The sequence below is a fragment of the Paraburkholderia phymatum genome, assembly GCF_040965635.1.
GTDB classification, from domain to species: Bacteria; Pseudomonadota; Gammaproteobacteria; order Burkholderiales; family Burkholderiaceae; genus Paraburkholderia; species Paraburkholderia phymatum_B.
In genome coordinates this window covers 44897-66167 of record NZ_JBFRCH010000001.1, presented here as the reverse complement: position 1 = coordinate 66167, position 21271 = coordinate 44897, and the positions used below count along the sequence as shown (strand labels likewise).

Here is a 21271-nt window from a genome sequence, read left to right as displayed (position 1 = left end):
CTGGCCGAACGGCAGATTGCGCCCCCGATAACCTGTCGCTTATTGTGGCTGTACGAGGTCGAAATGCTGGCCCGCAGCGAGCGTCGAGCCGGCCAGGAAATCGCGCACGGCAAGGCGTTTGCCACCCGGCTTTTGCAGTTGCGCGATGCGCAGCGCGCCCTCGCCGCACGCCACGACGACGCCTTCCGGCGACACATCGACGATCGTGCCCGGCTCCGCTTTGCGTGTCGCTTCGGCTGCGCACGCCAACCAGATTTTCAGCACAGAGCCGTCGAGCGCCGCCGCGCCGCCGGGGAACGGATCGAACGCGCGCACTTGCCGCGCGAGTTCCGCCGCAGGACGGCGCCAGTCGAGCACCGCCTCGTGCTTGCCGATCTTCTCGGCGTAAGTCGCGCCTTCGGCGGGCTGAGGCGTCGATGCGAGCTTGCCGTTGCGCTCCAGTTCGATCAGCGCATCGACGATCAGCTTCGCGCCCGCTTCGGCGAGACGGTCGTGGAGCGTCGCGGTCGTATCGGTGTCGTGGATCGTCATGCGCACTTCGGAAATCATCGCGCCCGTATCGAGGCCCGCGTCCATCTGCATCAGCGTGATGCCCGTTTCCGCGTCGCCCGCCTCGATCGCGCGGTGGATCGGCGCGGCGCCGCGCCAGCGCGGCAGCAACGAAGCGTGAATGTTGATGCAGCCGTGCGGCGGAATATCGAGCACTTCCTGCGGCAACAGCAGACCGTAAGCGGCCACCACCATCACGTCGTGCGGCGTGGCGCGCAACTGGTCGATGGCGGCCGTGGCTTCAGCGGGGAATTTGCCGTTACGGCGCAACGAGGGCGGCTGCGCGACCTCGATGCCGTGCTCCTGCGCATACCGCTTCACGGGGCTCGTCTGCAATTTCATGCCGCGGCCCGCCGGGCGGTCCGGCTGGGTGAGGACGAGCGGCACCGGGAAGCCGGCCTCGTGAATTGCGGCGAGCGCCGCGGCGGCAAATTCCGGCGTGCCGGCAAAGATGACGCGCAACGAATGGCTCATGGCGTCACATCGCGTGCGCGAGCTTTTTCATCTTGCTCTTGATGCGCGTCTGCTTGAGCGGCGACAGATATTCGACGAAGACGCGACCCATCAGGTGATCCATTTCGTGCTGGATGCAGACGGCGAGCAGCCCTTCGCAGTCGATCTCGAACGTTTCGCCCTTCTCGTTCAGCGCGCGCACGCGCACCTTCTCGGCACGCTCGACGTTGTCGTAGATGCCCGGCACCGACAGGCAGCCTTCCTCGTTGATCTTCTTTTCGTCGCTCGACCAGAGAATTTCCGGATTGATGAACGCGCGCAGCTCGTCGTGCGCGTCCGACACGTCGATCACGATCACGCGCTCGTGCACGTCGACTTGAGTTGCCGCGAGGCCTACGCCGGGCGCGGAGTACATGGTCTCGGCCATGTCTGCAACGAGCTTGCGGATACGGTCATCGACCTTTTCGACAGGCTTTGCGATCTTGTGCAGACGCTTGTCCGGGTAATTGAGGATGTTGAGTAAAGCCATGGTCCTGAAATTGATTGGGCGCCGACGCAGTTGAACACAGTCGCGCAATAGCCATTCGGCCAGGTTGTTCGCCGATCGCGACACGCACACGATAGATGGTGACCGAACCGTATCGATTCAATGCCCAAACGCATGTCGGCCGGCGCGCGCGAACGCGGCGCAGCAGTGGTTTCGGTTTATTTCGGATGATGAAAATTTTAGCATGGCGACCGCCAGGCCGGTTGCCGTGCGCGAGGACGCAAGCGATGCAGACCCTTCCCCTCACTGACGACGAACTGTCCGCCTGGCTGCGGCTCGCGATGGCGCCCGGACTGAAGCCAGCAGCGCTGCGCGAGATGTTGACCGCCTTCGGCCTTCCGGACGCGGTGCTCGCGCAACCGTTCGCCGCGCTCGCTCAGACAACCGACGAAGCCTCCGCCCGCGCCGCCCTCGCGCCGCCAGCACCGGACTTCGCCGCGCTGCTCGATGCGGCGCGAGCATGGCGCGAACTGCCCGGCAACGCGCTCGTCACGCTCGACGATCCCGCCTACCCGCCCGCGCTCCTGACCATGCCCGATCCACCGCCGCTGCTATATGTAAAGGGGCGCATCGAGTTGCTGCATGCTCGCGGCGTCGCAGTCGTCGGCAGCCGAAGCGCGACGCCGCAGGGCCTCGAAGACGCCGCCCGCTTTGCGCTCACGCTGTCCGATGCAGGATTGACCATTGTGTCGGGGCTGGCCTTGGGGATAGACGGCGCGGCGCATCGCGGCGCGCTTCAGGGGCGCGGCAGCACGATCGCCGTTATCGGGACGGGCGCGGATATCGTCTATCCGCCTTCGCATCAAGCTCTCGCACAACAGATCGCGGAACGCGGCGCGATCATGTCGGAATGGCCGCTCGGCACGCCCGCCCGCTCCGCGCACTTTCCGCAGCGCAACCGGCTGATTGCCGGGCTCGTGAGCGGCGTGCTGATCGTCGAGGCAGCCATGCGCTCGGGCTCGCTGATCACCGCCCGGCTTGCCAACGAAATGGGTCGTGACGTATTCGCGATTCCCGGTTCGATCCACGCTCCGCTGGCGCGCGGCTGTCACCGGATGATCAAGCAGGGAGCGAAGCTCGTCGAAACGCCGGAAGATGTGCTCGAAGAGTTGGGATTCGCCACGCCGCCGCCGGCGCCCGTGCCGACGCGTCGGCTGCGGGCGCTGCCGCAAATACGGTCCGCCGACGAATCCGCGCGCGGCGAAGGCGATTGCGGATTGACTGCCGAGGCCGGGCGCCTGCTCGACGCGCTTGGCCATTCGCCCGCGACGCTTGAAATTCTGGCCGAACGCACCGAAATGGACGACACGCTGCTGCAAAGCACGCTGCTGCGGCTGGAGCTAGCCGGAGAACTGTGTGCGCTGCCCGGCGGCCGATACGTTCGCGCTGCGCACGGCGCATAAGGCCTCGTGCTACATTCGCGCCAAATAACCATGTCATGCCGAAGGAACCACCATGCCCGCGTTCAACCTGGACTCAGACTCGAAACGGATCGCCGAGCGCGTCAATGACCGCGAGACGCTTTTCGTTGCGTGCCTGTGCGCGGAATGGTGCGGCACCTGCCGGGAATACCGCGCGGCGTTCGACGTGCTGGCGGACAAGCATCCCGACATTTGCTTTGCGTGGATCGATATCGAAACGCACGCGGACCGTTTTGACGACCTTGATGTTGAGAATTTCCCAACAATTCTTATTGAGGACAGCACGACCACGCGGTTTTTTGGAACTGTATTGCCGCAAGCGTCGATCGTCGAACGGATGCTCGTCGATCTGACGGCGCTGCCGGGCGTGAAAGGCGCGCCGAAAATGCGCCCAGCGTTGCTCGAAGCCTGATTCGTACCAGAAACGCAACAAATCGCGTCTGATTGCGGTGCGCGGCTGCGGCGGCCGCCCGACCGGCACGACGATTGCGGAAATCGCTGCCGGACGCGGCAAAAGTCGCACGACGTGCCTTCGAAAGGCGCACCTGACAACGGCCGTCACACGCTTGCCCAATCGATCTGCGCGCAATTATGATGACCCGCTTTTTTGGGCTCACCGATTGCCGCTGCTGCGGCGTGTGCTATAAAGCGGTCGTTAATGGGTGCCAAACCCGGGCGGGAAAACCCGAGGTACCAACCCGAATCCACCAATTTATTTTCAGTCATGTCCAAAGCACTGATCATCGCCGAAAAGCCATCTGTCGCGAACGACATCGCGCGGGCTTTGGGCGGTTTTACCAAGCATGACGAGTACTTCGAGAGCGACGATTTCGTCCTCTCGTCGGCGGTCGGCCATCTGCTCGAGATCGCGGCGCCGGAAGAATACGAAGTCAAACGGGGAAAATGGAGTTTCGCCAATCTTCCCGTTATTCCGCCCCATTTCGACCTGAATCCGATTGCAAAAAGCGAATCCAGGCTGAAGGTGCTGAACAAGCTGATCAGGCGAAAAGACGTCGACCGACTGATTAACGCATGCGACGCGGGGCGCGAGGGCGAGCTGATTTTCCGCCTGATCGCGCAGCACGCAAAAGCGAAACAGCCGGTGCAGCGTCTGTGGCTGCAGTCGATGACGCCCGCCGCGATCCGCGAAGGCTTCGCGCAATTGCGCAGCGACTCCGAGATGCAACCGCTCGCGGACGCCGCGCGATGCCGCTCGGAAGCGGACTGGCTCGTCGGCATCAACGGCACGCGCGCGATGACCGCGTTCAACAGCAAAGGCGGCGGCTTCTTCCTGACCACGGTCGGGCGCGTGCAGACGCCGACGCTGTCGATCGTCGTCGAGCGCGAAGAGAAAATTCGCCGCTTCGTGCCGCGTGATTACTGGGAAGTGAAGGCGGAATTCGTCTGCGGCGCGGGCTTCTACGAAGGCCGCTGGTTTGATCCGAAGTTCAAGAGAGACGAATTCGATCCGGAGAAGCGCGATTCGCGTCTCTGGAGCCTGCCGGCGGCCGAAACGATCGTCGCCGCGTGTCGTGGGCAGATCGGCAATGTGACGGAAGAATCGAAGCCGTCGACGCAGTTGTCCCCGGCGCTCTTCGACCTCACCAGTCTCCAGCGCGAGGCCAACGGCCGCTTCGGCTTCTCGGCGAAGAACACGCTCGCGCTCGCCCAGGCGCTGTACGAAAAGCACAAGGTGCTGACCTATCCGCGTACCGACGCGCGCGCGCTGCCGGAAGACTATCTGGAGACGGTCAAGCACACGATGGAGATGCTCAAGGAGAGCAACAACTATCTGCCGCACGCGAAGCAGGTGCTCGACAAGGGCTGGGTGAAGCCAAACAAGCGCATCTTCGACAACTCGAAGATCAGCGATCACTTCGCCATCATCCCGACGCTGCAGGCGCCAAAAGTGCTATCCGAACCCGAGCAGAAGCTGTATGACCTCGTCGTCAAGCGCTTCCTCGCCGTGTTCTTCCCGGCTGCCGAATACCGCGTGACCACGCGCGTCACGGAGGTCGTCGGCCATCATTTCAAGACCGAAGGGAAGGTGCTTGTCGAAGCGGGCTGGCTTCAGGTCTATGGCCGCGAAACGGGCAGCGAAGATGCGAACCTCGTCCCCGTGAAAAAGGACGAGAAGGTCAAGACGGACAAGATCGCCGCGCAGCAACTCGTCACCAAGCCGCCCGCACGCTACAACGAAGCGACGCTGCTCTCGGCGATGGAAGGCGCGGGCAAGCTCGTCGAAGACGACGAACTGCGCGAAGCGATGGCTGCGAAGGGGCTCGGCACGCCGGCCACGCGCGCGGCGATCATCGAAGGGCTGCTCGGCGAAAAGTATCTGGTCCGCGAAGGCCGCGAGCTGATTCCGACCGCGAAGGCTTTCCAGCTGATGACGCTCCTGCGCGGCCTCAGCGTGAAGGAACTGACCGCGCCCGAACTGACGGGCGAATGGGAGTACAAGCTGTCGCAAATGGAGCGCGGCAAGCTGCCGCGCGACGCGTTCATGCAGGAAATCGCCCGCATGACGCAGACCATCGTCAAGCGCGCGAAGGAATACGATTCCGACACGATTCCCGGCGACTACGCGACGCTGCAAGCACCCTGCCCGAATTGCGGCGGACAGGTGAAGGAAAACTATCGCCGTTTCGCCTGTACCAAATGCGAGTTCTCAATCTCGAAGATTCCGGGCGGCCGGCAATTCGAAATCGAAGAAGTCGAGGAGTTGATGCAGAAGAAGGAAATCGGGCCGCTGTCGGGTTTCCGCAGCAAGATGGGCCGGCCGTTTTCCGCGATTCTCAAACTCTCGTTCGACGAAGAGACAAAGAACTACAAGCTCGAATTCGATTTCGGACAGGATCAGGGCGGCGAAGACGGCGAAGCACCGGACTTTTCCGAGCAGGAGTCCGTCGGCGCGTGTCCGAAGTGCGGCGGCAAGGTTTTCGAGCACGGCATGAGCTACGTCTGCGGGAACTCGGTCGCGAGTCCGAAGACGTGCGATTTCCGCTCGGGCAAGGTCATCCTGCAACAGGAAATTGCGCGTGAGCAGATGGCAAAGCTGCTTCAGGACGGACGTACTGACCTGCTGACGAATTTCAAATCGTCGCGCACGGGCCGCAACTTCAAGGCCTATCTCGTCAAGCAGAACGACGGCAAGATCGGCTTCGAGTTCGAAAAGAAGGAAGCGAAGGAAGGTGCGGCCAAAACGGCGGCCGCGAAGTCTGCGGGCAAGGCAGCGCCTGTCGCTGACGACGCCGATGCAGAGGCCGAGAACGAAGCGCCCGTGAAAAAGGCTGCAGCAAAAACGGCCGCCGCCAAGAAAGCGCCCGCAAGGAAGGCCGCCACAAAGACGGCATCGAAGACCACGGCGCGCAAGACAGGCTCATAAGGCCCGCGCGGCTCGCGCCGCAAATGTCCGCGCAACAAAAAACGCAGTCTGCCTTAACAGGCGACTGCGTTTTTTATTTTCCGCGGCAATTTGCTACGCCTTTACGCGGCACTTACGCCTGCTCTCTTTGACAAACGCGCACCAGTCACTCGCTCAGTGCGTGGACGAAGCGACGCTGCGCGAACGGTTCATCGTGCGCGTCGACGGCTTCGCGGGAATATCGGCGTCCAGCAGGCTCGACAGCGGCTCGGCGCCATCGAACGCTTCGGGCGGCATCGACATCGCCGAGGATTCCAGCATCGCCGGCGTCCGATCCACGCCATCCTTCACCCACTGCTCGCCAAGCTGGCTGTTCGGCGTCTGGTTGAAGTGCTCGACGAGGTGATCGATGAACGTGCGCACCTTGGCGGGCAGGTGACGCCGGCTCGGATACGCGATGTTGATCTCGACCTGCGGCAGACGATAGTCGCTCAACAGACGCACCAGCTTGCCGCGTGTCGTATCGCGGCCAATCAGGTAGCTCGGGAGGATCGCGATGCCCATGCCGAGCAGCGCGAACTGACGCAGCATTTCCGTGTTGTTCGCGACGATCACGTTGGTCGGACGCACGCGCACTTCGCCGTCCGGGCCCGTGAACACGCGCTCGTCGCCCCAGTATTCGGACGGCAGCGACAGGCACGGATGCTCCAGCAACTGCTCCGGCCGCGTCGGCGTGCCGTGCTTCTCCAGATACGCCGGCGTCGCGCAGACGGTCATGCAGCCGGTCGTCAGACGGCGCGTCACGATGCTCGCGCTGCGCATATGGCGCGCGATCACGACGCCCACGTCGAAGCCTTCTTCAACGAGATCCACCTGACGGTCGACCAGCGTCACATCGGGAATCACCTTGGGATAGCGCTCGGCATATGTCTGGAGCACGGGAGCGAGGTTGTGCAGGCCGAACACGACAGGCGCGACGATGCGCAGCGTGCCAACAGGCTCGTGATTGCGCGCGACGACCATCTGTTCGACGTCCTCCAGCTCGTCGAGGATCTGGCGAGCGCGTTCGAGATAAACCTGACCGGACTCGGTCAGAGAAAGACTACGGGTGGTGCGGTTGAGCAGTCGGGTACCAAGACGGCCTTCGAGATCGGCGACGTGACGGGTTGCGACTGCGTTCGAAATATCCATCGCGCTAGCCGCGCGGGCGAAACTTCCGAGATCCGCCACCTTGACGAATACTCGCATCGACTGCAAATGATCCATGGACAACTCCTGCCGTATTGCAGCTCCCTCGGAACAGGAAGCACACTTGGAATTTTCCTACGACCAGGGAAATCCTGCAGAAGTTGCCCACGATTCCGGAAATTTTATAAAATTTCGAGTCAATATCTTCGAGGACGGAATAGCGAACGATCGATTGTTCCTCTCTGCGAAATAATTTGCTGCATTGCGTCGAAACCGTCCAAAAAGCGTAAATAGCGAAGCAGCCGGTCGGCGTCGCCAATCAGGTCGAAAGCATCGTTGCGAGGTCGCGCCGGGACATGAAAAAGCCGCCCGAAGGCGGCTTGAGCAGTTGTCAGTGAGCACTTACATGACTATGCGACGAACTTTTTCTCAAGCGCGTTTCGCGTATCTTGCAATGCCGCAGGCAGTCCGTGCTTCAGCTTCTCGAAAAGTTCGGCGTGCAACTTCAGTTCCTTGCGCCACGCGGCGTCATCGACGGAAATCACCTTTTGGAACTGCTGGCGGGTGAAATCGAGTCCGCTCCAGTCGATGTCCTCGTAGCGCGGCGAAATGCCGAACGCGTGCTCCTCGCCCTGCGCCCTGCCTTCGATCCGGTCCACCATCCAGCGCAATACGCGCATGTTCTCGCCGAACCCGGGCCACACAAATTTGCCGTCGTCGCCCTTGCGGAACCAGTTGACGCAGAAGATCTTCGGTGCGCGCACGCTCATCTGCTCGAGCCTTGCGCCCGTTTTCAGCCAGTGGCCGAAGTAATCGCTCATGTTGTAGCCGCAAAACGGCAGCATCGCGAACGGATCGCGCCGCACGACGCCCTGCTGGCCGGCCGCCGCGGCCGTCGTTTCGGAGCCCATCGTCGCGGCCATGTAGACGCCTTCCACCCAGTCGCGCGCTTCCGTGACGAGCGGCACCGTCGTCGAGCGGCGCCCGCCGAAGATGAACGCGTCGATCGGCACGCCCTCGGGGTTCTCCCAATCGGCGTCGATCGAAGGACATTGCGAAGCGGACGCCGTGAAGCGCGCATTCGGATGCGCGGCCTTGCGGCCCGTTTCCTTCGCGATCGCCGGCGTCCAGTCGTTGCCTTGCCAGTCGATCAGGTGCGCGGGCGGTTCATCCGTCATGCCTTCCCACCAGACGTCGCCGTCGTCGGTCAGCGCGACGTTCGTGAAGATCACGTTTTCCTTCAGCGTCGCCATCGCGTTGAAGTTCGTCTTTTCGCTCGTGCCCGGCGCGACGCCGAAATAGCCGGCTTCAGGATTGATCGCGTAGAGGCGCCCGTCCTTGCCCGGCTTGATCCACGCGATATCGTCGCCGATCGTCGTGATCTTCCAGCCGTTCATCCCTGTCGGCGGAATCAGCATCGCGAAATTGGTCTTGCCGCACGCCGACGGGAACGCGGCCGCGACGTGATGCTTCTTGCCTTCCGGCGATGTCACGCCGAGCACCAGCATGTGTTCGGCGAGCCAGCCCTGGTCGCGGCCCATCGTCGACGCGATGCGCAGCGCAAAGCACTTCTTGCCGAGCAGCGCGTTGCCGCCATAGCCCGAGCCGTAGCTCCAGATTTCACGCGCTTCCGGGAAATGCACGATGTACTTCGTGTCGTTGCACGGCCAGCGCACGTCTTTCTGGCCGGCCGCGAGCGGCGCGCCGACGGAATGCACGCATGGCACGAACTCGCCATTCTCGCCGAGCACGTCGTACACCTTGCGACCCATGCGCGTCATGATCCGCATGTTCGTGACGACGTACGGGCTGTCCGTCAGTTCCACGCCGATATGCGCGATCGGCGAACCGAGCGGCCCCATCGAGAACGGCACGACAAACATCGTGCGGCCGCGCATCGCGCCGTCGAACAGGCCGTCGAGCGTCGCGCGCATTTCGGCGGGCTCGATCCAGTTGTTGGTCGGACCGGCGTCCTCGTGGCGCTGCGAGCAGATGAACGTGCGGTCCTCGACGCGCGCGACGTCGGATGGATCGGAGCATGCGAGATAGGAATTCGGCCGTTTGGCCGGGTTGAGCTTTATGAGGGTGCCGGCTGCGACCATCTGCGCTGACAGGCGGTCGTATTCCTCCTGTGAACCGTCGCACCAGACAATCCGCTCAGGCTTCGCCAGCGCCGCGATGCGCTGCACCCACTCGATCAGTTTTTGGTGTTTGACCCAGGCAGGCGCTTCCACGGTTGTTTGGCCTGCAAATGCGGGATGATTCATCGAGCTGTCTCCGTTTTGGTAGAAGAAGAAAAACGGTGCTAGCCCTGCAACGCTGCATGCGAGAGGCGCAATCCGCGCACGAGATTTTTCCTCGCGCGATGGTGCAGGTCGTAAGGGCCTTTACAGCCTGTCGCAGGCACGTGAAACCGTGTGTAAAGCGGCTTGCGTGGACATGCAACAAACTGTTAAAAATTAGAGAATTTGCCTTACCGTCGTGGCTCCGTCATAGCGGGTCTTTATACGGTACGGCATTCAATATAAGCATCATGTGGTCCAGGTCACATGATGGGACACCCAAACAGACACTCCGTTCCGCACCCGCGTGGTGCGCCGCAAAACACATACGCCATGAAGATTGCCATCCTTGACGACTATCAAGACGCCGTCCGCAAGCTCGACTGTTTCCAACTGCTCGCCGACCACGAGGTCAAGGTTTTCAACAATACCGTGCGCGGCCTCGGCCAGCTCGCCAGTCGTCTGTCAGAAGTCGACGCGCTGGTCCTGATTCGCGAACGTACCCGCATCAGCTCGCAACTGCTCGACAAGCTTCCGCACCTGCGCATGATCAGCCAGACGGGGAAGGCAGGAAGCCATATCGACATGGCAGCCTGTACGGAACGCGGGATTGCCGTGCTCGAAGGCGTCGGGTCGCCCATCGCTCCCGCCGAACTGACGTGGGCTCTCATCATGGCCGCGCAGAGACGGATTCCGCAATACGTGGCAAACCTTAAACAGGGGGCATGGCAACAATCGGGCCTGAAAACGTCGGCGCTGCCGCCGAACTTCGGACTGGGTCAGGTGTTGCGCGGACAGACGCTCGGTATCTGGGGTTACGGCAAGATCGGCCGGCTCGTCGCCGGATACGGCAAGGCGTTCGGCATGAACGTGTTGATCTGGGGCCGCGAGCATACGCGCGAAGCGGCAGTCGCCGACGGCTACACAGTCGCGGAAAGCCGTGAAGCGCTGTTCGAGCAGAGCGACGTGCTGTCGCTGCATTTGCGTCTGCACGACGACACGCGCGGCATCGTCAAACAGGACGATCTGTTGCGCATGAAACCGACTGCGCTCTTCGTCAACACGAGCCGCGCCGAGCTGCTGGAAGAAAACGCGCTGATCGGCGCGCTGTCGCACAACCGGCCGGGCATGGTTGCGATCGACGTCTACGAAAGCGAGCCGATCCTGCAAGGCTACAGCCTGCTACGGATGGAAAACGTGATCTGCTCGCCGCACATCGGCTACGTCGAAAAGGAAAGCTACGAGCTTTACTTCGGCGCGGCGTTCAGGAACATTCTCGCGTTCGATCAGGGCGACACGTCGAGCGTCGCGAATCCGGAAGCGTTGCAGGGCGGTCGCCGGAAGTGAGTTGCGCGCGGCCCCTTCGCGGGCCGCTGCACTGCCCCGAACGCTTCAGTCGTGAGCGGCGGCCTCGATCAGTTCTGGAATTCGTTGTAGAAAATGCTCACCGTCCGCGCGGCCGAGATTGTAGGCGTGCTGCATCTGTGACGGACTCGTGTAGTCCCAGCTCGAAATCGGCACCTTGCACGACGGCTGGACATACAGCCGCTGCTGCGCGCCGTGCGGCACGATGAACATCCGCGGACGCGGATAAATCCGCGTCACCATCACCAGCACGTTGCCGGGCGTAGGGTCGAGCGCGCCGACTGGCACGTTGTCGACCATTCCGCCATCCAGCACGGGCCGCCCGTTGCGACGCAGGACGGGCGTGAACGGCGGCGTGCAAGACGACTGGAGAATCAGGTCCGCGAGCTCGTCGGCGTTCGCGCAATCCTGCGCACGCACGAATTCCGGATGAAAGCCGAGCGACTGACCGAGCGTCGGATGCAAGGTCTTGCGAATGTATTTCTCGATGTTGTACGCGATCAGTCCGGCAGCGACCGCGCTGCGCGCGCCCAGCCAGCGCGGCACATGCGACACGCCGATGCGTATTTCAGGCGCCTTCGCCAGTTGCGAAAACTTCTCGCCGTAGATGTCGAGCAGCGCCTGTCGGTAGATCCGGTAGTGCGGAAACACCGACTCGCCGCGCAGCAGGTTGCCCCAGTAAGCGTTCTTCGCGTTGTTGCGCAGCGCGTTCTAGTAATAGCGCATCACCCAGTCGGCGTCGCGCGTGTAGAGCATGCACGCGGTGGCCGCGCCCGCCGAGATGCCCGTGATGACGCGCGGTCTAATGTCCAGTTCCGGCTGGACGATGTCCCAGAAGCCTGCTTGCCACCAGCAGCGATTACCGCCGCCGGCGAATACGACCTGATCGAACATCCGTTGATTTCCTTCCGTTGCCGAAGCGCGTTGGCGTCGTCGGCGGGCGCGCGGCCTCAGTCGAGCAGCGCGTAAGTCGTGGTGGCATGCACGGCCATCTTGCCGGCCTCGTCGAACAGCTCGACTTCGCCGAACACGAGATTGCGGCCCATCCGAAGCACGCGCGCCGTGATGACGACATCGCCCTTGCGGACGGCGCGCATGAAGCTGATGTTCAGCGAAACGGTCGTCATCGGCTTGAATCCGCCGAGCGCTGCGGAAATGGCGACGACCATCGCCGTGTCGGCGGCCGCCATGAAGACCTGTCCGCAGATCACGCCGCCGCTGTGCCGCAGTTCGCCCGAGAACGGCAGCGTCAGCGTGGCGCTCTCGTCGTCCACTTTTACTGGGGTCATCGACAACGCCCGCACCCACGGCGCGAGCACTCGATCGAGCAACGCCCGGACTTCGTTTTCGTCCATCATGATTTCCCGTTCGGGCCACGCGGAACGCCGCGTGGCGTGGTGTCGCGACATGATACCGGGACGAACGCCCGTGCGCTTCGATGGCGCTGTCGGTGACTTTCGTGCGGTCCTCTCGGGCCCGGCGATCGCGAAACCGCGCGAATCGTTTTTAAGAAATTTGCGAGATACGCTTGCCAAGCTGGAAAAACTCCTGCATACTCTTTCTTCTGTTTGGGGCGTTAGCTCAGTTGGTAGAGCAGCGGACTCTTAATCCGTAGGTCGAGTGTTCGAGTCACTCACGCCCCACCAAAGAATTCAAGCACTTAGCCCGGTAATTGCGACCGGGCTTTTTGCTTTCTGGATTTCGTGTAGGCACTGTGTAGGCACTCACGATCAATCGGGCACAGCCTAGCCACATTAATGGAAGCTCACCCGCTGCATTCCCGACCGTTAGATTGGCACGGGCGCACCGGGCATTTGAGTTTGACGCCAGCGACGCGCCCGCGCTTGGGGCACGTCGGCGTAGACATTGGCAATGCACTGGCGTTTGCCCCCGGCGCATCGCGCCTTGCACCTTCCTACATAGCACCCGTCAGCGCAGATATTAGGCTCTTTACGGAACGCCAATTCTCGGACTGGGTGTTTCTCATTTGAACAATAACCCGCTTCTTAAAATTCCGAACGTTCATTCGAAGTCGCCCCGATGCGCCGATGTCCTGAAAAAGTCGCTTTCCATCGCATTCTTCCCGCCACTTGATCTCCCAAACTGCTTGAAGTTGCTCTTTTCGAGCAGCACAGGCCTTTTCGAATTCCGGCTTCCAGCCGTCTTCTGAGACTGCATCCAGCCGGTCTTTCATTGCAATCAACCGCGCAAATAAGGTACTCGCAATCCCCGGCGTATCTTTTCCCTTTATGTCGTTGGGTCGCATACCGACATCCCCAAACTCGTGGCTTGCATACACTTCTCGCGCAGCCCGTTCTGTAAGTTGATTGAAAGCGAAAGATTTGAGGAATTGATTTACTTCACCCATGCTTGCGAAAGGTTCTTTCACGATTTCCGGGTCCATCAAAAGATCGGTAATTGCATCGATGTCTAGCAAATAATTTTCGAGACAGCGTCGATCCCACTGTAGAACCTTGACCGTTTCAGTGCTCTTAAGATTGCTCGGCGCATCGTCTTTATCAAAGATAAAGTACCGCATTGATGTTGACGGAGCGTCCTTTTCCGCTGATTGCAGTAATTCAATTTGCCTTTCAACTTCAATACGACCGCCCAGATCTTTCAACTTGAGCCGTCGCAACATATCCCCGAAACCCGTTTCTAAAACCAAAACATCGTCGGGTCCTTCTACAAAGATTATTCCTTTATACAAAAGCTCTTCACTTTCTGATGTTCCCAATTTTCGCAACGCGGACGCAATAACGTCTTGATCTTGTCGCCTCACCTTCGTAAGCATGCTCCCGGACGTTAAGCTATAAAGCGAGCATTCGTCTCGATCAAATGCGCCCGCTAGAATTTCGGGCGAATGCGAACAGATGATGAGTTGTAGATTTTTTCGCGTTGCGTATTGATCCACGATAAAAGGCAGAAGTTCCTTGCTTACGGCCGGGTTAAGGTGAAGTTCGGGTTCGTCCAATAAAATCAAACCGCCTTCAACTAACGTTCGCTCAACGAGTAAAAAAGTCAGTATTAGTCCCTTTTCACCGCTGCTCATGCTGTCTAAATCGAACTGCCGACCAGTTTCGTCCTCGATCATTATTGAAAGCAGGCCGAGTTCGTTGATACCAACGCCCTTGATATGCCTTCCTTTCAGGATGCCAGAAAAAATTCGATGAAATTCACTAAACAACTGCTCCCTATCTTGTTCGCTCATTACGATGGCGGAAAAGATAGTGTTTTTCAATCTCGCATATTTAAGCTGCGGTTGAGAATTGTGCGATTCAAGTTGTTGGCCTGAATCACCCGCCCCTAATTGTACGGGTTGTTCGCCTGACGGAAGGGCACGATCGGCAGGGAAGTAGCTAAATATCGTTCGACCCGGCGGGTTGCGGGCCTCCAACGCTGCCAACAAAACCGGTCCTATCTGGCTACCGGTAGAAGTCGGCCCGACACCGGGCGTAATTGTAAGTTCGAGCAACAGCCTTTGAGCGGCCCCATCGATCGCCGCCCATTCGCCCCTTATTTCGTTGGTCGCTTTTTCGATTTCGTTTTTTCCTTGTGGTGATGATAAAAACGAAATGAGAGCGCCAGGACTTGCAAATGATTGACCCATTCGGGCTTGAACGACATTGGTGGCGATTTGCTCCGTCGAAGCTCTAAGCCAACTCACTTCTTCGTCCGTAAATTTATATCGGCAGGAAATGACGACGGGCTGCGTTTCGTCCTGTGCAATCGCGTTCATCTTCAACCTGTTTGGGATATGCGGCGATGCTGCACCCAATGCAAATAACGCTTGATTACTTTCATTTTGCGTTCTAGGCGACAGCATCGCTTTTACAAGTCTAATTGCCTCAAGAATCGTACTTTTCCCAATGGCATTTGGTCCAACTATGACATTGACCTGATTATCAAATTCGATTTCAATATTCTTAAGCGCACGAAAATTAACAACCTTTAGCGATTGCAAATGCATGGCCTCTCCGTTTTTTCAATTTGATATAACTCGCCTCTCACTTTATGAGCGGCTTCGCCCCCGCATCCGCTAGTCTATGGAGCGGGAAGCCAGTCTTGCATGAACTGAGTTGGCGACGTGAAGCCGAGCGATGAATGACGACGACTGCGGTTATAAAACACTTCGATGTATTCGAACAAGTCCGCAATGGCTTCGCGATGCGTGCGATACCTCGTGCCGTGTACCGTTGGCGCTCATCAGCCGCTCCACCCGTGCTTTGCTGGCCGGAAAGCCGCGAGAGCGCACCTCGTCGGTCATGCGCGGCGAACCGTAGGCACCTTTGAACTTGGCATGAATCGTTCGAATCAACGTGAGCAACTGGGCATCGGTGAGCCGCTGTCGCTCGGGTGTGCCGCCGCGCTTCCACGCGCGGTAGCCATTGACGCTTACACCAAGGACCTCGCACAGCGCCGACAGCGGATAGTGTCGGCACTGCGTGTCAATCCAGGCGAACTTCACAGGAGGTCCTTCGCGAAGAACGCCGCCGCTTTTTTTGCGATTTCCAGCTCCATCTGCAAGCGCTTGTTCTCCGCCCGCAGACGCGAAAGCTCCATCTGTTCCGCTGTGACGACCTTCGCCCCGGGACCATTGAGCTTGCCGGCTTCCGACGCTTTGAGCCAGTTACGCAGCGTCTGCATCGACATGCCCAGTTCGCGGGCCACAGCGCTTACGCTTTGCCCGTCCCTGACTCGTTGCACGGCCGCTTTCTTGAACTCTGCCGTGTACACCTGGTGCGGTACCTTGGCTGTGCTTGATGAAATCCGTAATCTGCGCCCCAGTGAACACCTCGACGTGAAGCAGCGGGCGGGCGGGCTTCGGCGGCAGCGTGCTCGCCTGGGTGGAGGTCTGGTACTCGCCCAGATAGCCCACCACATCGCCCGCGTTAACCTTGAATGGCGTATCGAGCACGACGATCGTATCCAGCGGCTTCGGATCGACAACCGCCTGGAGTTCATCAAGATTTACCCAGCCCGTCGCGGCGCGCGGATCGGCCGTCCCCCCAGCGAGAGCGGCAATCGGTGTACCCTTCGTAACGGTTGCAATCTGCGCCCAGCCTTTTGCGGCATTACCTACGACCTTGAGTTCGCCACCGCGCGGCAACAGGCCGATGACCGAGCCCGATGCACGGTCACAGATGCGAACACCGGTTTGGGGCGTAATGGCATTCTGCAGAGCGTCTGCCGGACTGGCTGGCGGCACGGTGTACCGCACCCTGTCCGGATACTTTGAGAGCGCATCAACGCTTCCCAGGGCCGGGCCTGATGCAGCACTCCCGAGCAACGCGCCACTGCCCAGCGTGCCCTCGTCCAGCGCGCCCGAATGCGTGCCGAAGTTCAGCGGCGTGCTGGGTTGCCGGGGCAGGGCCTGGTGGCCGTTTGCCTTGCTACCGACCAGGAATTGCCTCTCGCCGTGCCAGAAGGGCAGCGGGTGAATTGACGGCGCACGCGGGTTGCCGCCCTCCGTCTGCGCGGCCTGATATCCCTTCCAGTCAAGCTGATGCATGTACAGGCTGTAGAACTCCAGTACGTCGTCGGCGGGTGGCTGGTAAGCCTGCGGGCCGCTGGCGGTCGTTGCGGACGCACCCGAAGCCGGAGTTGCCGCCGTTGATGATGCGCCAGATGGTCCCGATGTGCTCGGCGCGGGCGGCAGCACAAGCCTGTGGCGAATCAGCACGAAGCCCGTCGAGTACAGCGCGTAGCGCGGCGGTGTGGTCGGATAGATCAGTTGGGGATAAGCGGAATCCAGCCGGTAGGCCACCACCTCGCCATCGGCAATGGCCCTGACGCCATCGCCCTGTTTCAGCTTGCCGCCTGTGCCCGCGTCGAAGTGGATGCCGCCGTGATACATGCCACTCAGGCCAAGCGGATAGAACCCGCCGTCAGAATTGGACAGCGCACTCAGCCATGTCTGGGGATCGGCGTCATTGCCGCTGGTGGGTACGAAAGGAAAGCTCCAGTTCAGAGGTTGCCACTGTGGAAGTTGAGGCGTTTCTGGTGCCGCCGGTGCGGCGGGGTGATGCGGTTGACCGTGACGTGTCGCCATGGATAGGCGCGCCTCCTTGGTGGGTTTCATGAGAGACGCGACCCAAAGTCAGGACTGCAAATACGGATTCAGGCGGGCCGCGATGTCGGCCTGTTACGGCCTGTCCCGCTTATAACCCCGCCGCGCGGCGGGGATCAATGTTTTCTGGCCCTAAAACTTGTCATTTATTGTCAAAGCAACACGAAAACGCGGGAACTCTTAATCCGTAGGTCGAGTGTTCGAGTCACTCACGTCCCACCAAGAAATCTAAAAAGGCCGGTCTAGCGAAAGCTGACCGGCCTTTTGCTCTTTCAACCGCCTCTAAAGGTCCCCCGAACGGCTTCGATTCAATTCCCAGGTACCGCCGCATCCGAAGCGGCCTTCGCCATACGGTTTGCGCTTTCGGCCTTCGCAATCGCCTGCTTCTTCAGATACTCGACGGTTCCTTGAAACGCCGGATTCACATCCGGATACGAAGCGTCCGTGACGAAGTTCAGCCCGTTCTGCTGCGCCTCGATCAGTTCCTGATACACCTGCGCGCGCGTCTTGCTCTGCGCGAATACATTCGTCGAACCGAGGGCCGCGACGGATACGGCCAACATTGCGAACATCTTCATTGCCAACTCCTTTGAAAAACGTGCGGTACGCACGCTGATAAACCACGCGTCACCGCGATCTATTCCCGTCGATCAAAAAGAATTGCCAACCACAACGTACCTTCCCAAATAATTATGTATCACTAACTATCTATGCAAAACAAAAAATGGCTGCATCCAAAGATGCAGCCGTCAACGCATAAGCGGTCAAGCGATCAGCCCGGTGTCGCGCCCGTCAATTGCGCATAGACGTCGTGGGCGATCTGCAGCATCACATTGCGATCGATCCCACCCGACACCGCATATCCGAAATCGCCGTCGACCCAATAGAACACATTCACCGGCCCTTCCTGATACAGCTTGAACGCAGTCGTATTCGCGCTCGCCTTCCGATGGGAAATGCAAAGCGTCACGCGCTCGCCTTTGGCGTTGTGATACATGAACTGCGCGACAGGCCCATCGTCGCCCGGCAATACGCGGCCGCCGGCGAGCTGGAATCCGCTTTTGGTGAGCATCGGCGGATGCACATCGGTGCCCAGCTTGTTCGACAGGTATTGCACGAAATCTTCCTCGTGCCCCTCGTCGATATCCGTGGGACGATCGACGGCAGGCATATACACGACATGCGCCAACGCCGCCTTTTGTGCAAAGACTTCGGAAATATCCGCGCTCACTGGTCGCGTATTCGACGAACCCTGCGACGGCCCCTGTGACGAACTCGCCCACGGCGCAGGCATGTACTTGCCCATGTTCGTGCCGACGCCAATGCCGATGCCCAACACCAGCGCCGCTGCCATCCCCGCGAACTGCGGCCAGTTCGCCGCACTGAGCCAGCGACGCTCGTGCATACGCAAACGCGCAGGCACCGGCTCGTTCAACACACGGTCATAGCGCTCATGGAACATGTTGTTCAACGAGAAGTAATCGCTGACGCGCGCGGCCAACGCAGGGTTCATTTCGAGCGCGCGCTCCACTTCTTCACGGCGTTCATCGGACAGCGTTCCGTCCACATACGCGTGAATGTCTTCGTCGCTGATCGGAGTCTGTTGATCGCTCATCGCACCACCTTCAGTTTTGCGCCGGGTTGAGCACCCGCCATCAACGCACGCAAACGCTCGCGTCCGCGCGAAAGCCTCGACATCACCGTGCCGACGGGTATGTCGAGCGCAATCGCCACTTCGGCGTAACTCATTTCCTCGAGCCCGACGAGCAACACGACTTCGCGCTGATCCGCAGGCAGCCGCTGCAATGCGTAATCGAGGTCGCGCACTTCGAGCGAGCGTGTCTGCTCGCCCGACACGGCGAATTCGCTTTCGACAATGCTCTCGTCATCGACGGAAACATGGACCGCGCGCGTCGACGACTTGCGCACCTGATTGATGAATACGTTGTGCATGATCGTGAAAAGCCACGCACGCAAATCCGTTCCGGCCTGGAACATTTTCGTGCGCGTCAGCGCGCGTTCGAGCGTGTCCTGCACGAGATCGTCCGCGAGATCGCGATTGCTTATCAGCGCCCTTGCATAACGGCGCAATCGCGGCACGTGCTCCATCAACTCGTTACGGATGTCCATTTCCTCTACTCATCAGGTATCGCTCGGCACGCATACCGCCGCGCGCGTCGCCTCTCGATGCAGAGAACACAATCTGCTGAATTTTATTCCGCGCGGTTTTCAATGACCTCACGCGCGCGCAAATCGACAAGCCGTCCGTGCGTTCACTCAACGTTTTGTTGGCGCATTGTCAGCGCATCGGCGGCGCGCATCAGTCCGTGCGTGGTTGCGCGTCCTGCCAGCACGTAACGCTTGCCGTCGGCCGTCCACATCAGAAGCCGCACGTCACCGACGCGTTGCGCGAACCAATGCGGCTTGTCGGCTGCGAACGGCGCCCACGACGAAACCAGCACGACTGCATCACCGTCCGCGTTCCTGTAGTCGAGTATGTCGATATGGGCGAATGCGTTCGGACGACGCGTCCGCACATCGACGAGCTTCAGCCCCAGCGGCGCAAGATCGGCGGCGTGCGGATCGTTCGGCACAGCCACCGCCGCTCCGCCGCTCCGCTGCACCGAAGCGCGCATCAACGCCATCACGGCCGTCGCTTCGAGCATTTCCGTCGATACACGCGACGCGAAAAACCACCCGCTCACCGACGCTACAAGCAGCGCGACGCCAAGCAACGCCACGCCAACACGCTGCAGAAAGAACCTGCGCGCCCTCGAACGGAAATTGGCAGTCTGCGCACGGTCGGCGCGCGACGCGCGAATGCGCTGCGCAAACGCGCCCTCAAAAACGTCGCGCATCTGCATGTTCAGATGCCGGTAGAACGCGATCCGCTCGGCCTCGCGCGGCCGCAAGCCCAGGTACTTGCGCACGCGCGCCGCCCGTTCCGGCGGCAGATTGCCGTCGGCGAACGCCTGCATGTCCGCTTCGGTGAGCGGCGTGTCGGTCGGCGAATGAGTGAGGGACATGACGGTTCGGTCGTACAGAATGAGGCTCCTGTTGCGCTAACAGGACCATTGCGGACTTTATTCCAGCCGCTTTCAACGACTCATTCGTCAGATGTTAGGCAAAAAGAAACGCGCCACATGACGGAAGCCATGCGGCGCGTAATACAGAAAAATGCGGCAGAAAATGCCGCGCAAAAAGAGGCAGAGAACCGAAGCGGCTTACTTCGCCGAAACGTCGATATTGCCGAAGTATTTCTGCGCAAGCGTCTTGACCGTGCCGTCCGCCTGCACCTTCGCGATGGCCGCGTTCAACTGGTCGCGCAGCGCCGTATCGCCCTTGCGAACGCCGAACGCAATGCCGCTGCCGAGAATCTTGTCGTCGCGCACGGGCTGGCCGACAAACGCGTAGTCCTTGCCGTCGGGACGCGACAGAAAGCCCGTTTGCCCCGCAGGCGCAAGTACGAGCGTCGCATCGAGACGGCCCGCGACGAGATCCGTGTACACCTGGTTCTGGTCCTGATACGGCACGACCGCCACGCCGGCGTTCTCCCAGTGCGCCTTCGCATACGTTTCCTGAATCGACGCCTGCAACACGCCGACGCGCTTGCCCTTCAGCGATTCGGGCGTGGGCAGCAGGCCGCTGTCCTTGCGCGCGATCAGCTGCGTCGGCACGCGGTAGATCACGTTGGTGAAGTCGATGGCCTGGCGGCGCTTTTCCGTTGCGTTCATCGCCGAGTTGATCGCGTCGAACTTGCGGCCTTGCAGCGCCGGAATCAAACCGTCGAACGACGTCTCGACCCAGCTGCACTTCAGGTTTGCGGTCTTGCAGACCGCGTTACCGATGTCGATATCGAAGCCCTGCAATTCGCCATTCGATCCCTTCGATTCGAACGGCGGATATTGCGCTTCGAGTCCATAGCGCAGCGTCGTCGCATCGGCGGCCATCGCCGACGCCGTCGCAACCGACGCAAACGCGCACGCCAGCATCAGCAGATTCTTCACAAGCTTCATCGTTGATCTCCTTCCC

General features: G+C 60.4%; 16 protein-coding genes, 1 tRNA gene and 2 pseudogenes. 5 read left to right on the top strand and 14 right to left on the bottom strand.

The features are described 5' to 3' along the window. Nucleotides 1-39 precede the first annotated feature (39 nt). Both fmt and def read right to left on the bottom strand, forming a co-directional pair. On the bottom strand, nucleotides 40-1023 hold the full coding sequence (gene fmt / locus AB4Y32_RS00320; protein WP_368719442.1) for a methionyl-tRNA formyltransferase: 984 nt from the start codon (nucleotides 1021-1023) through the stop codon (nucleotides 40-42). Nucleotides 1024-1027: 4 nt separating this feature from the next. Then, nucleotides 1028-1531, bottom strand: a complete 504-nt coding sequence (gene def, locus AB4Y32_RS00315; RefSeq protein ID WP_368719441.1) for a peptide deformylase — start codon at nucleotides 1529-1531, stop codon at nucleotides 1028-1030. Between the two features lie 245 nt (nucleotides 1532-1776). Between def and dprA the strand changes: the two genes are divergently transcribed. From dprA to AB4Y32_RS00300, 3 genes are all read left to right on the top strand, one after another. Further along, a complete protein-coding gene (dprA, locus tag AB4Y32_RS00310; RefSeq protein WP_368719440.1) occupies nucleotides 1777-2952 on the top strand; it encodes a DNA-processing protein DprA in 1176 nt (391 codons plus the stop codon). 52 nt (nucleotides 2953-3004) lie between these two features. Next, on the top strand, nucleotides 3005-3382 hold the full coding sequence (locus tag AB4Y32_RS00305; protein WP_368719439.1) for a thioredoxin family protein: 378 nt from the start codon (nucleotides 3005-3007) through the stop codon (nucleotides 3380-3382). Nucleotides 3383-3694: 312 nt separating this feature from the next. Further along, nucleotides 3695-6355 carry a DNA topoisomerase III gene (locus AB4Y32_RS00300; RefSeq protein WP_368719438.1) on the top strand — a complete coding sequence of 887 codons (2661 nt, stop codon included), beginning with the start codon at nucleotides 3695-3697 and terminating at the stop codon, nucleotides 6353-6355. 153 nt (nucleotides 6356-6508) lie between these two features. Here AB4Y32_RS00300 and AB4Y32_RS00295 read toward each other — a convergent pair whose 3' ends face one another. Further along, nucleotides 6509-7600 carry a LysR family transcriptional regulator gene (locus tag AB4Y32_RS00295; protein ID WP_368719437.1) on the bottom strand — a complete coding sequence of 364 codons (1092 nt, stop codon included), beginning with the start codon at nucleotides 7598-7600 and terminating at the stop codon, nucleotides 6509-6511. 332 nt (nucleotides 7601-7932) lie between these two features. Next, nucleotides 7933-9789, bottom strand: a complete 1857-nt coding sequence (locus AB4Y32_RS00290; RefSeq protein WP_368719436.1) for a phosphoenolpyruvate carboxykinase (GTP) — start codon at nucleotides 9787-9789, stop codon at nucleotides 7933-7935. Between the two features lie 348 nt (nucleotides 9790-10137). Between AB4Y32_RS00290 and AB4Y32_RS00285 the strand changes: the two genes are divergently transcribed. Continuing rightward, nucleotides 10138-11151, top strand: a complete 1014-nt coding sequence (locus AB4Y32_RS00285) for a D-2-hydroxyacid dehydrogenase family protein (RefSeq protein ID WP_368719435.1) — start codon at nucleotides 10138-10140, stop codon at nucleotides 11149-11151. 45 nt (nucleotides 11152-11196) lie between these two features. On the opposite strand, the pseudogene AB4Y32_RS00280 reads toward AB4Y32_RS00285, so the two are convergent. Together AB4Y32_RS00280 and AB4Y32_RS00275 are read right to left on the bottom strand one after the other, a co-directional pair. After that, nucleotides 11197-12063, bottom strand: a pseudogene (locus AB4Y32_RS00280) (patatin-like phospholipase family protein). A 56-nt stretch (nucleotides 12064-12119) separates the two neighbouring features. Then, nucleotides 12120-12524, bottom strand: a complete 405-nt coding sequence (locus AB4Y32_RS00275; RefSeq protein WP_087732290.1) for a PaaI family thioesterase — start codon at nucleotides 12522-12524, stop codon at nucleotides 12120-12122. A 215-nt stretch (nucleotides 12525-12739) separates the two neighbouring features. On the opposite strand from AB4Y32_RS00275, the gene AB4Y32_RS00270 reads away from it, so the two are divergent. Further along, nucleotides 12740-12815 (top strand) — tRNA-Lys (locus AB4Y32_RS00270). A 269-nt stretch (nucleotides 12816-13084) separates the two neighbouring features. Here the strand turns inward: AB4Y32_RS00270 and AB4Y32_RS00265 are convergent. The 8 genes and pseudogenes from AB4Y32_RS00265 to AB4Y32_RS00230 all read right to left on the bottom strand — a co-directional run bounded on the left by AB4Y32_RS00265 (nucleotide 13085) and on the right by AB4Y32_RS00230 (nucleotide 21255). After that, entirely contained in the window at nucleotides 13085-15139 is a 2055-nt protein-coding gene (locus AB4Y32_RS00265) for an ATP-dependent endonuclease (protein WP_368719434.1), read from the bottom strand. Nucleotides 15140-15213: 74 nt separating this feature from the next. Continuing rightward, nucleotides 15214-15906, bottom strand: a pseudogene (locus AB4Y32_RS00260) (IS3 family transposase). Then, entirely contained in the window at nucleotides 15800-17251 is a 1452-nt protein-coding gene (locus AB4Y32_RS00255; protein WP_368719433.1) for a hypothetical protein, read from the bottom strand. Before AB4Y32_RS00255 ends, AB4Y32_RS00260 begins: the two are co-directional and overlap by 107 nt. Before the next feature lie 296 nt (nucleotides 17252-17547). Next, complete coding sequence (locus AB4Y32_RS00250) at nucleotides 17548-17817, bottom strand: DUF4148 domain-containing protein (RefSeq protein ID WP_368719432.1); 270 nt, start codon at nucleotides 17815-17817, stop codon at nucleotides 17548-17550. A gap of 194 nt (nucleotides 17818-18011) precedes the next feature. Next, nucleotides 18012-18854 (bottom strand): anti-sigma factor, encoded by an 843-nt coding sequence (locus AB4Y32_RS00245; RefSeq protein ID WP_368719431.1) that lies wholly within the window; start codon nucleotides 18852-18854, stop codon nucleotides 18012-18014. Next, nucleotides 18851-19369 (bottom strand): RNA polymerase sigma factor, encoded by a 519-nt coding sequence (locus tag AB4Y32_RS00240; protein ID WP_368719430.1) that lies wholly within the window; start codon nucleotides 19367-19369, stop codon nucleotides 18851-18853. The genes AB4Y32_RS00245 and AB4Y32_RS00240 overlap by 4 nt, the downstream gene beginning before the upstream one ends. 143 nt (nucleotides 19370-19512) lie before the next feature. Then, entirely contained in the window at nucleotides 19513-20265 is a 753-nt protein-coding gene (locus AB4Y32_RS00235) for an anti-sigma factor (protein WP_368719429.1), read from the bottom strand. A 198-nt stretch (nucleotides 20266-20463) separates the two neighbouring features. Further along, entirely contained in the window at nucleotides 20464-21255 is a 792-nt protein-coding gene (locus AB4Y32_RS00230; RefSeq protein WP_368719428.1) for an ABC transporter substrate-binding protein, read from the bottom strand. Nucleotides 21256-21271: the final 16 nt, after the last annotated feature.

Coding starts and splice junctions, on each gene's coding strand:
- fmt (WP_368719442.1), bottom strand. CDS start 1,023: ATGAGCCATTCGTTGCGCGTCATCTTTGCCGGCACGCCGGAATTTGCC.
- def (WP_368719441.1), bottom strand. CDS start 1,531: ATGGCTTTACTCAACATCCTCAATTACCCGGACAAGCGTCTGCACAAG.
- dprA (WP_368719440.1), top strand. CDS start 1,777: ATGCAGACCCTTCCCCTCACTGACGACGAACTGTCCGCCTGGCTGCGG.
- AB4Y32_RS00305 (WP_368719439.1), top strand. CDS start 3,005: ATGCCCGCGTTCAACCTGGACTCAGACTCGAAACGGATCGCCGAGCGC.
- AB4Y32_RS00300 (WP_368719438.1), top strand. CDS start 3,695: ATGTCCAAAGCACTGATCATCGCCGAAAAGCCATCTGTCGCGAACGAC.
- AB4Y32_RS00295 (WP_368719437.1), bottom strand. CDS start 7,600: ATGGATCATTTGCAGTCGATGCGAGTATTCGTCAAGGTGGCGGATCTC.
- AB4Y32_RS00290 (WP_368719436.1), bottom strand. CDS start 9,789: ATGAATCATCCCGCATTTGCAGGCCAAACAACCGTGGAAGCGCCTGCC.
- AB4Y32_RS00285 (WP_368719435.1), top strand. CDS start 10,138: ATGAAGATTGCCATCCTTGACGACTATCAAGACGCCGTCCGCAAGCTC.
- AB4Y32_RS00275 (WP_087732290.1), bottom strand. CDS start 12,524: ATGGACGAAAACGAAGTCCGGGCGTTGCTCGATCGAGTGCTCGCGCCG.
- AB4Y32_RS00265 (WP_368719434.1), bottom strand. CDS start 15,139: ATGCATTTGCAATCGCTAAAGGTTGTTAATTTTCGTGCGCTTAAGAAT.
- AB4Y32_RS00255 (WP_368719433.1), bottom strand. CDS start 17,251: ATGAAACCCACCAAGGAGGCGCGCCTATCCATGGCGACACGTCACGGT.
- AB4Y32_RS00250 (WP_368719432.1), bottom strand. CDS start 17,817: ATGAAGATGTTCGCAATGTTGGCCGTATCCGTCGCGGCCCTCGGTTCG.
- AB4Y32_RS00245 (WP_368719431.1), bottom strand. CDS start 18,854: ATGAGCGATCAACAGACTCCGATCAGCGACGAAGACATTCACGCGTAT.
- AB4Y32_RS00240 (WP_368719430.1), bottom strand. CDS start 19,369: ATGGACATCCGTAACGAGTTGATGGAGCACGTGCCGCGATTGCGCCGT.
- AB4Y32_RS00235 (WP_368719429.1), bottom strand. CDS start 20,265: ATGTCCCTCACTCATTCGCCGACCGACACGCCGCTCACCGAAGCGGAC.
- AB4Y32_RS00230 (WP_368719428.1), bottom strand. CDS start 21,255: ATGAAGCTTGTGAAGAATCTGCTGATGCTGGCGTGCGCGTTTGCGTCG.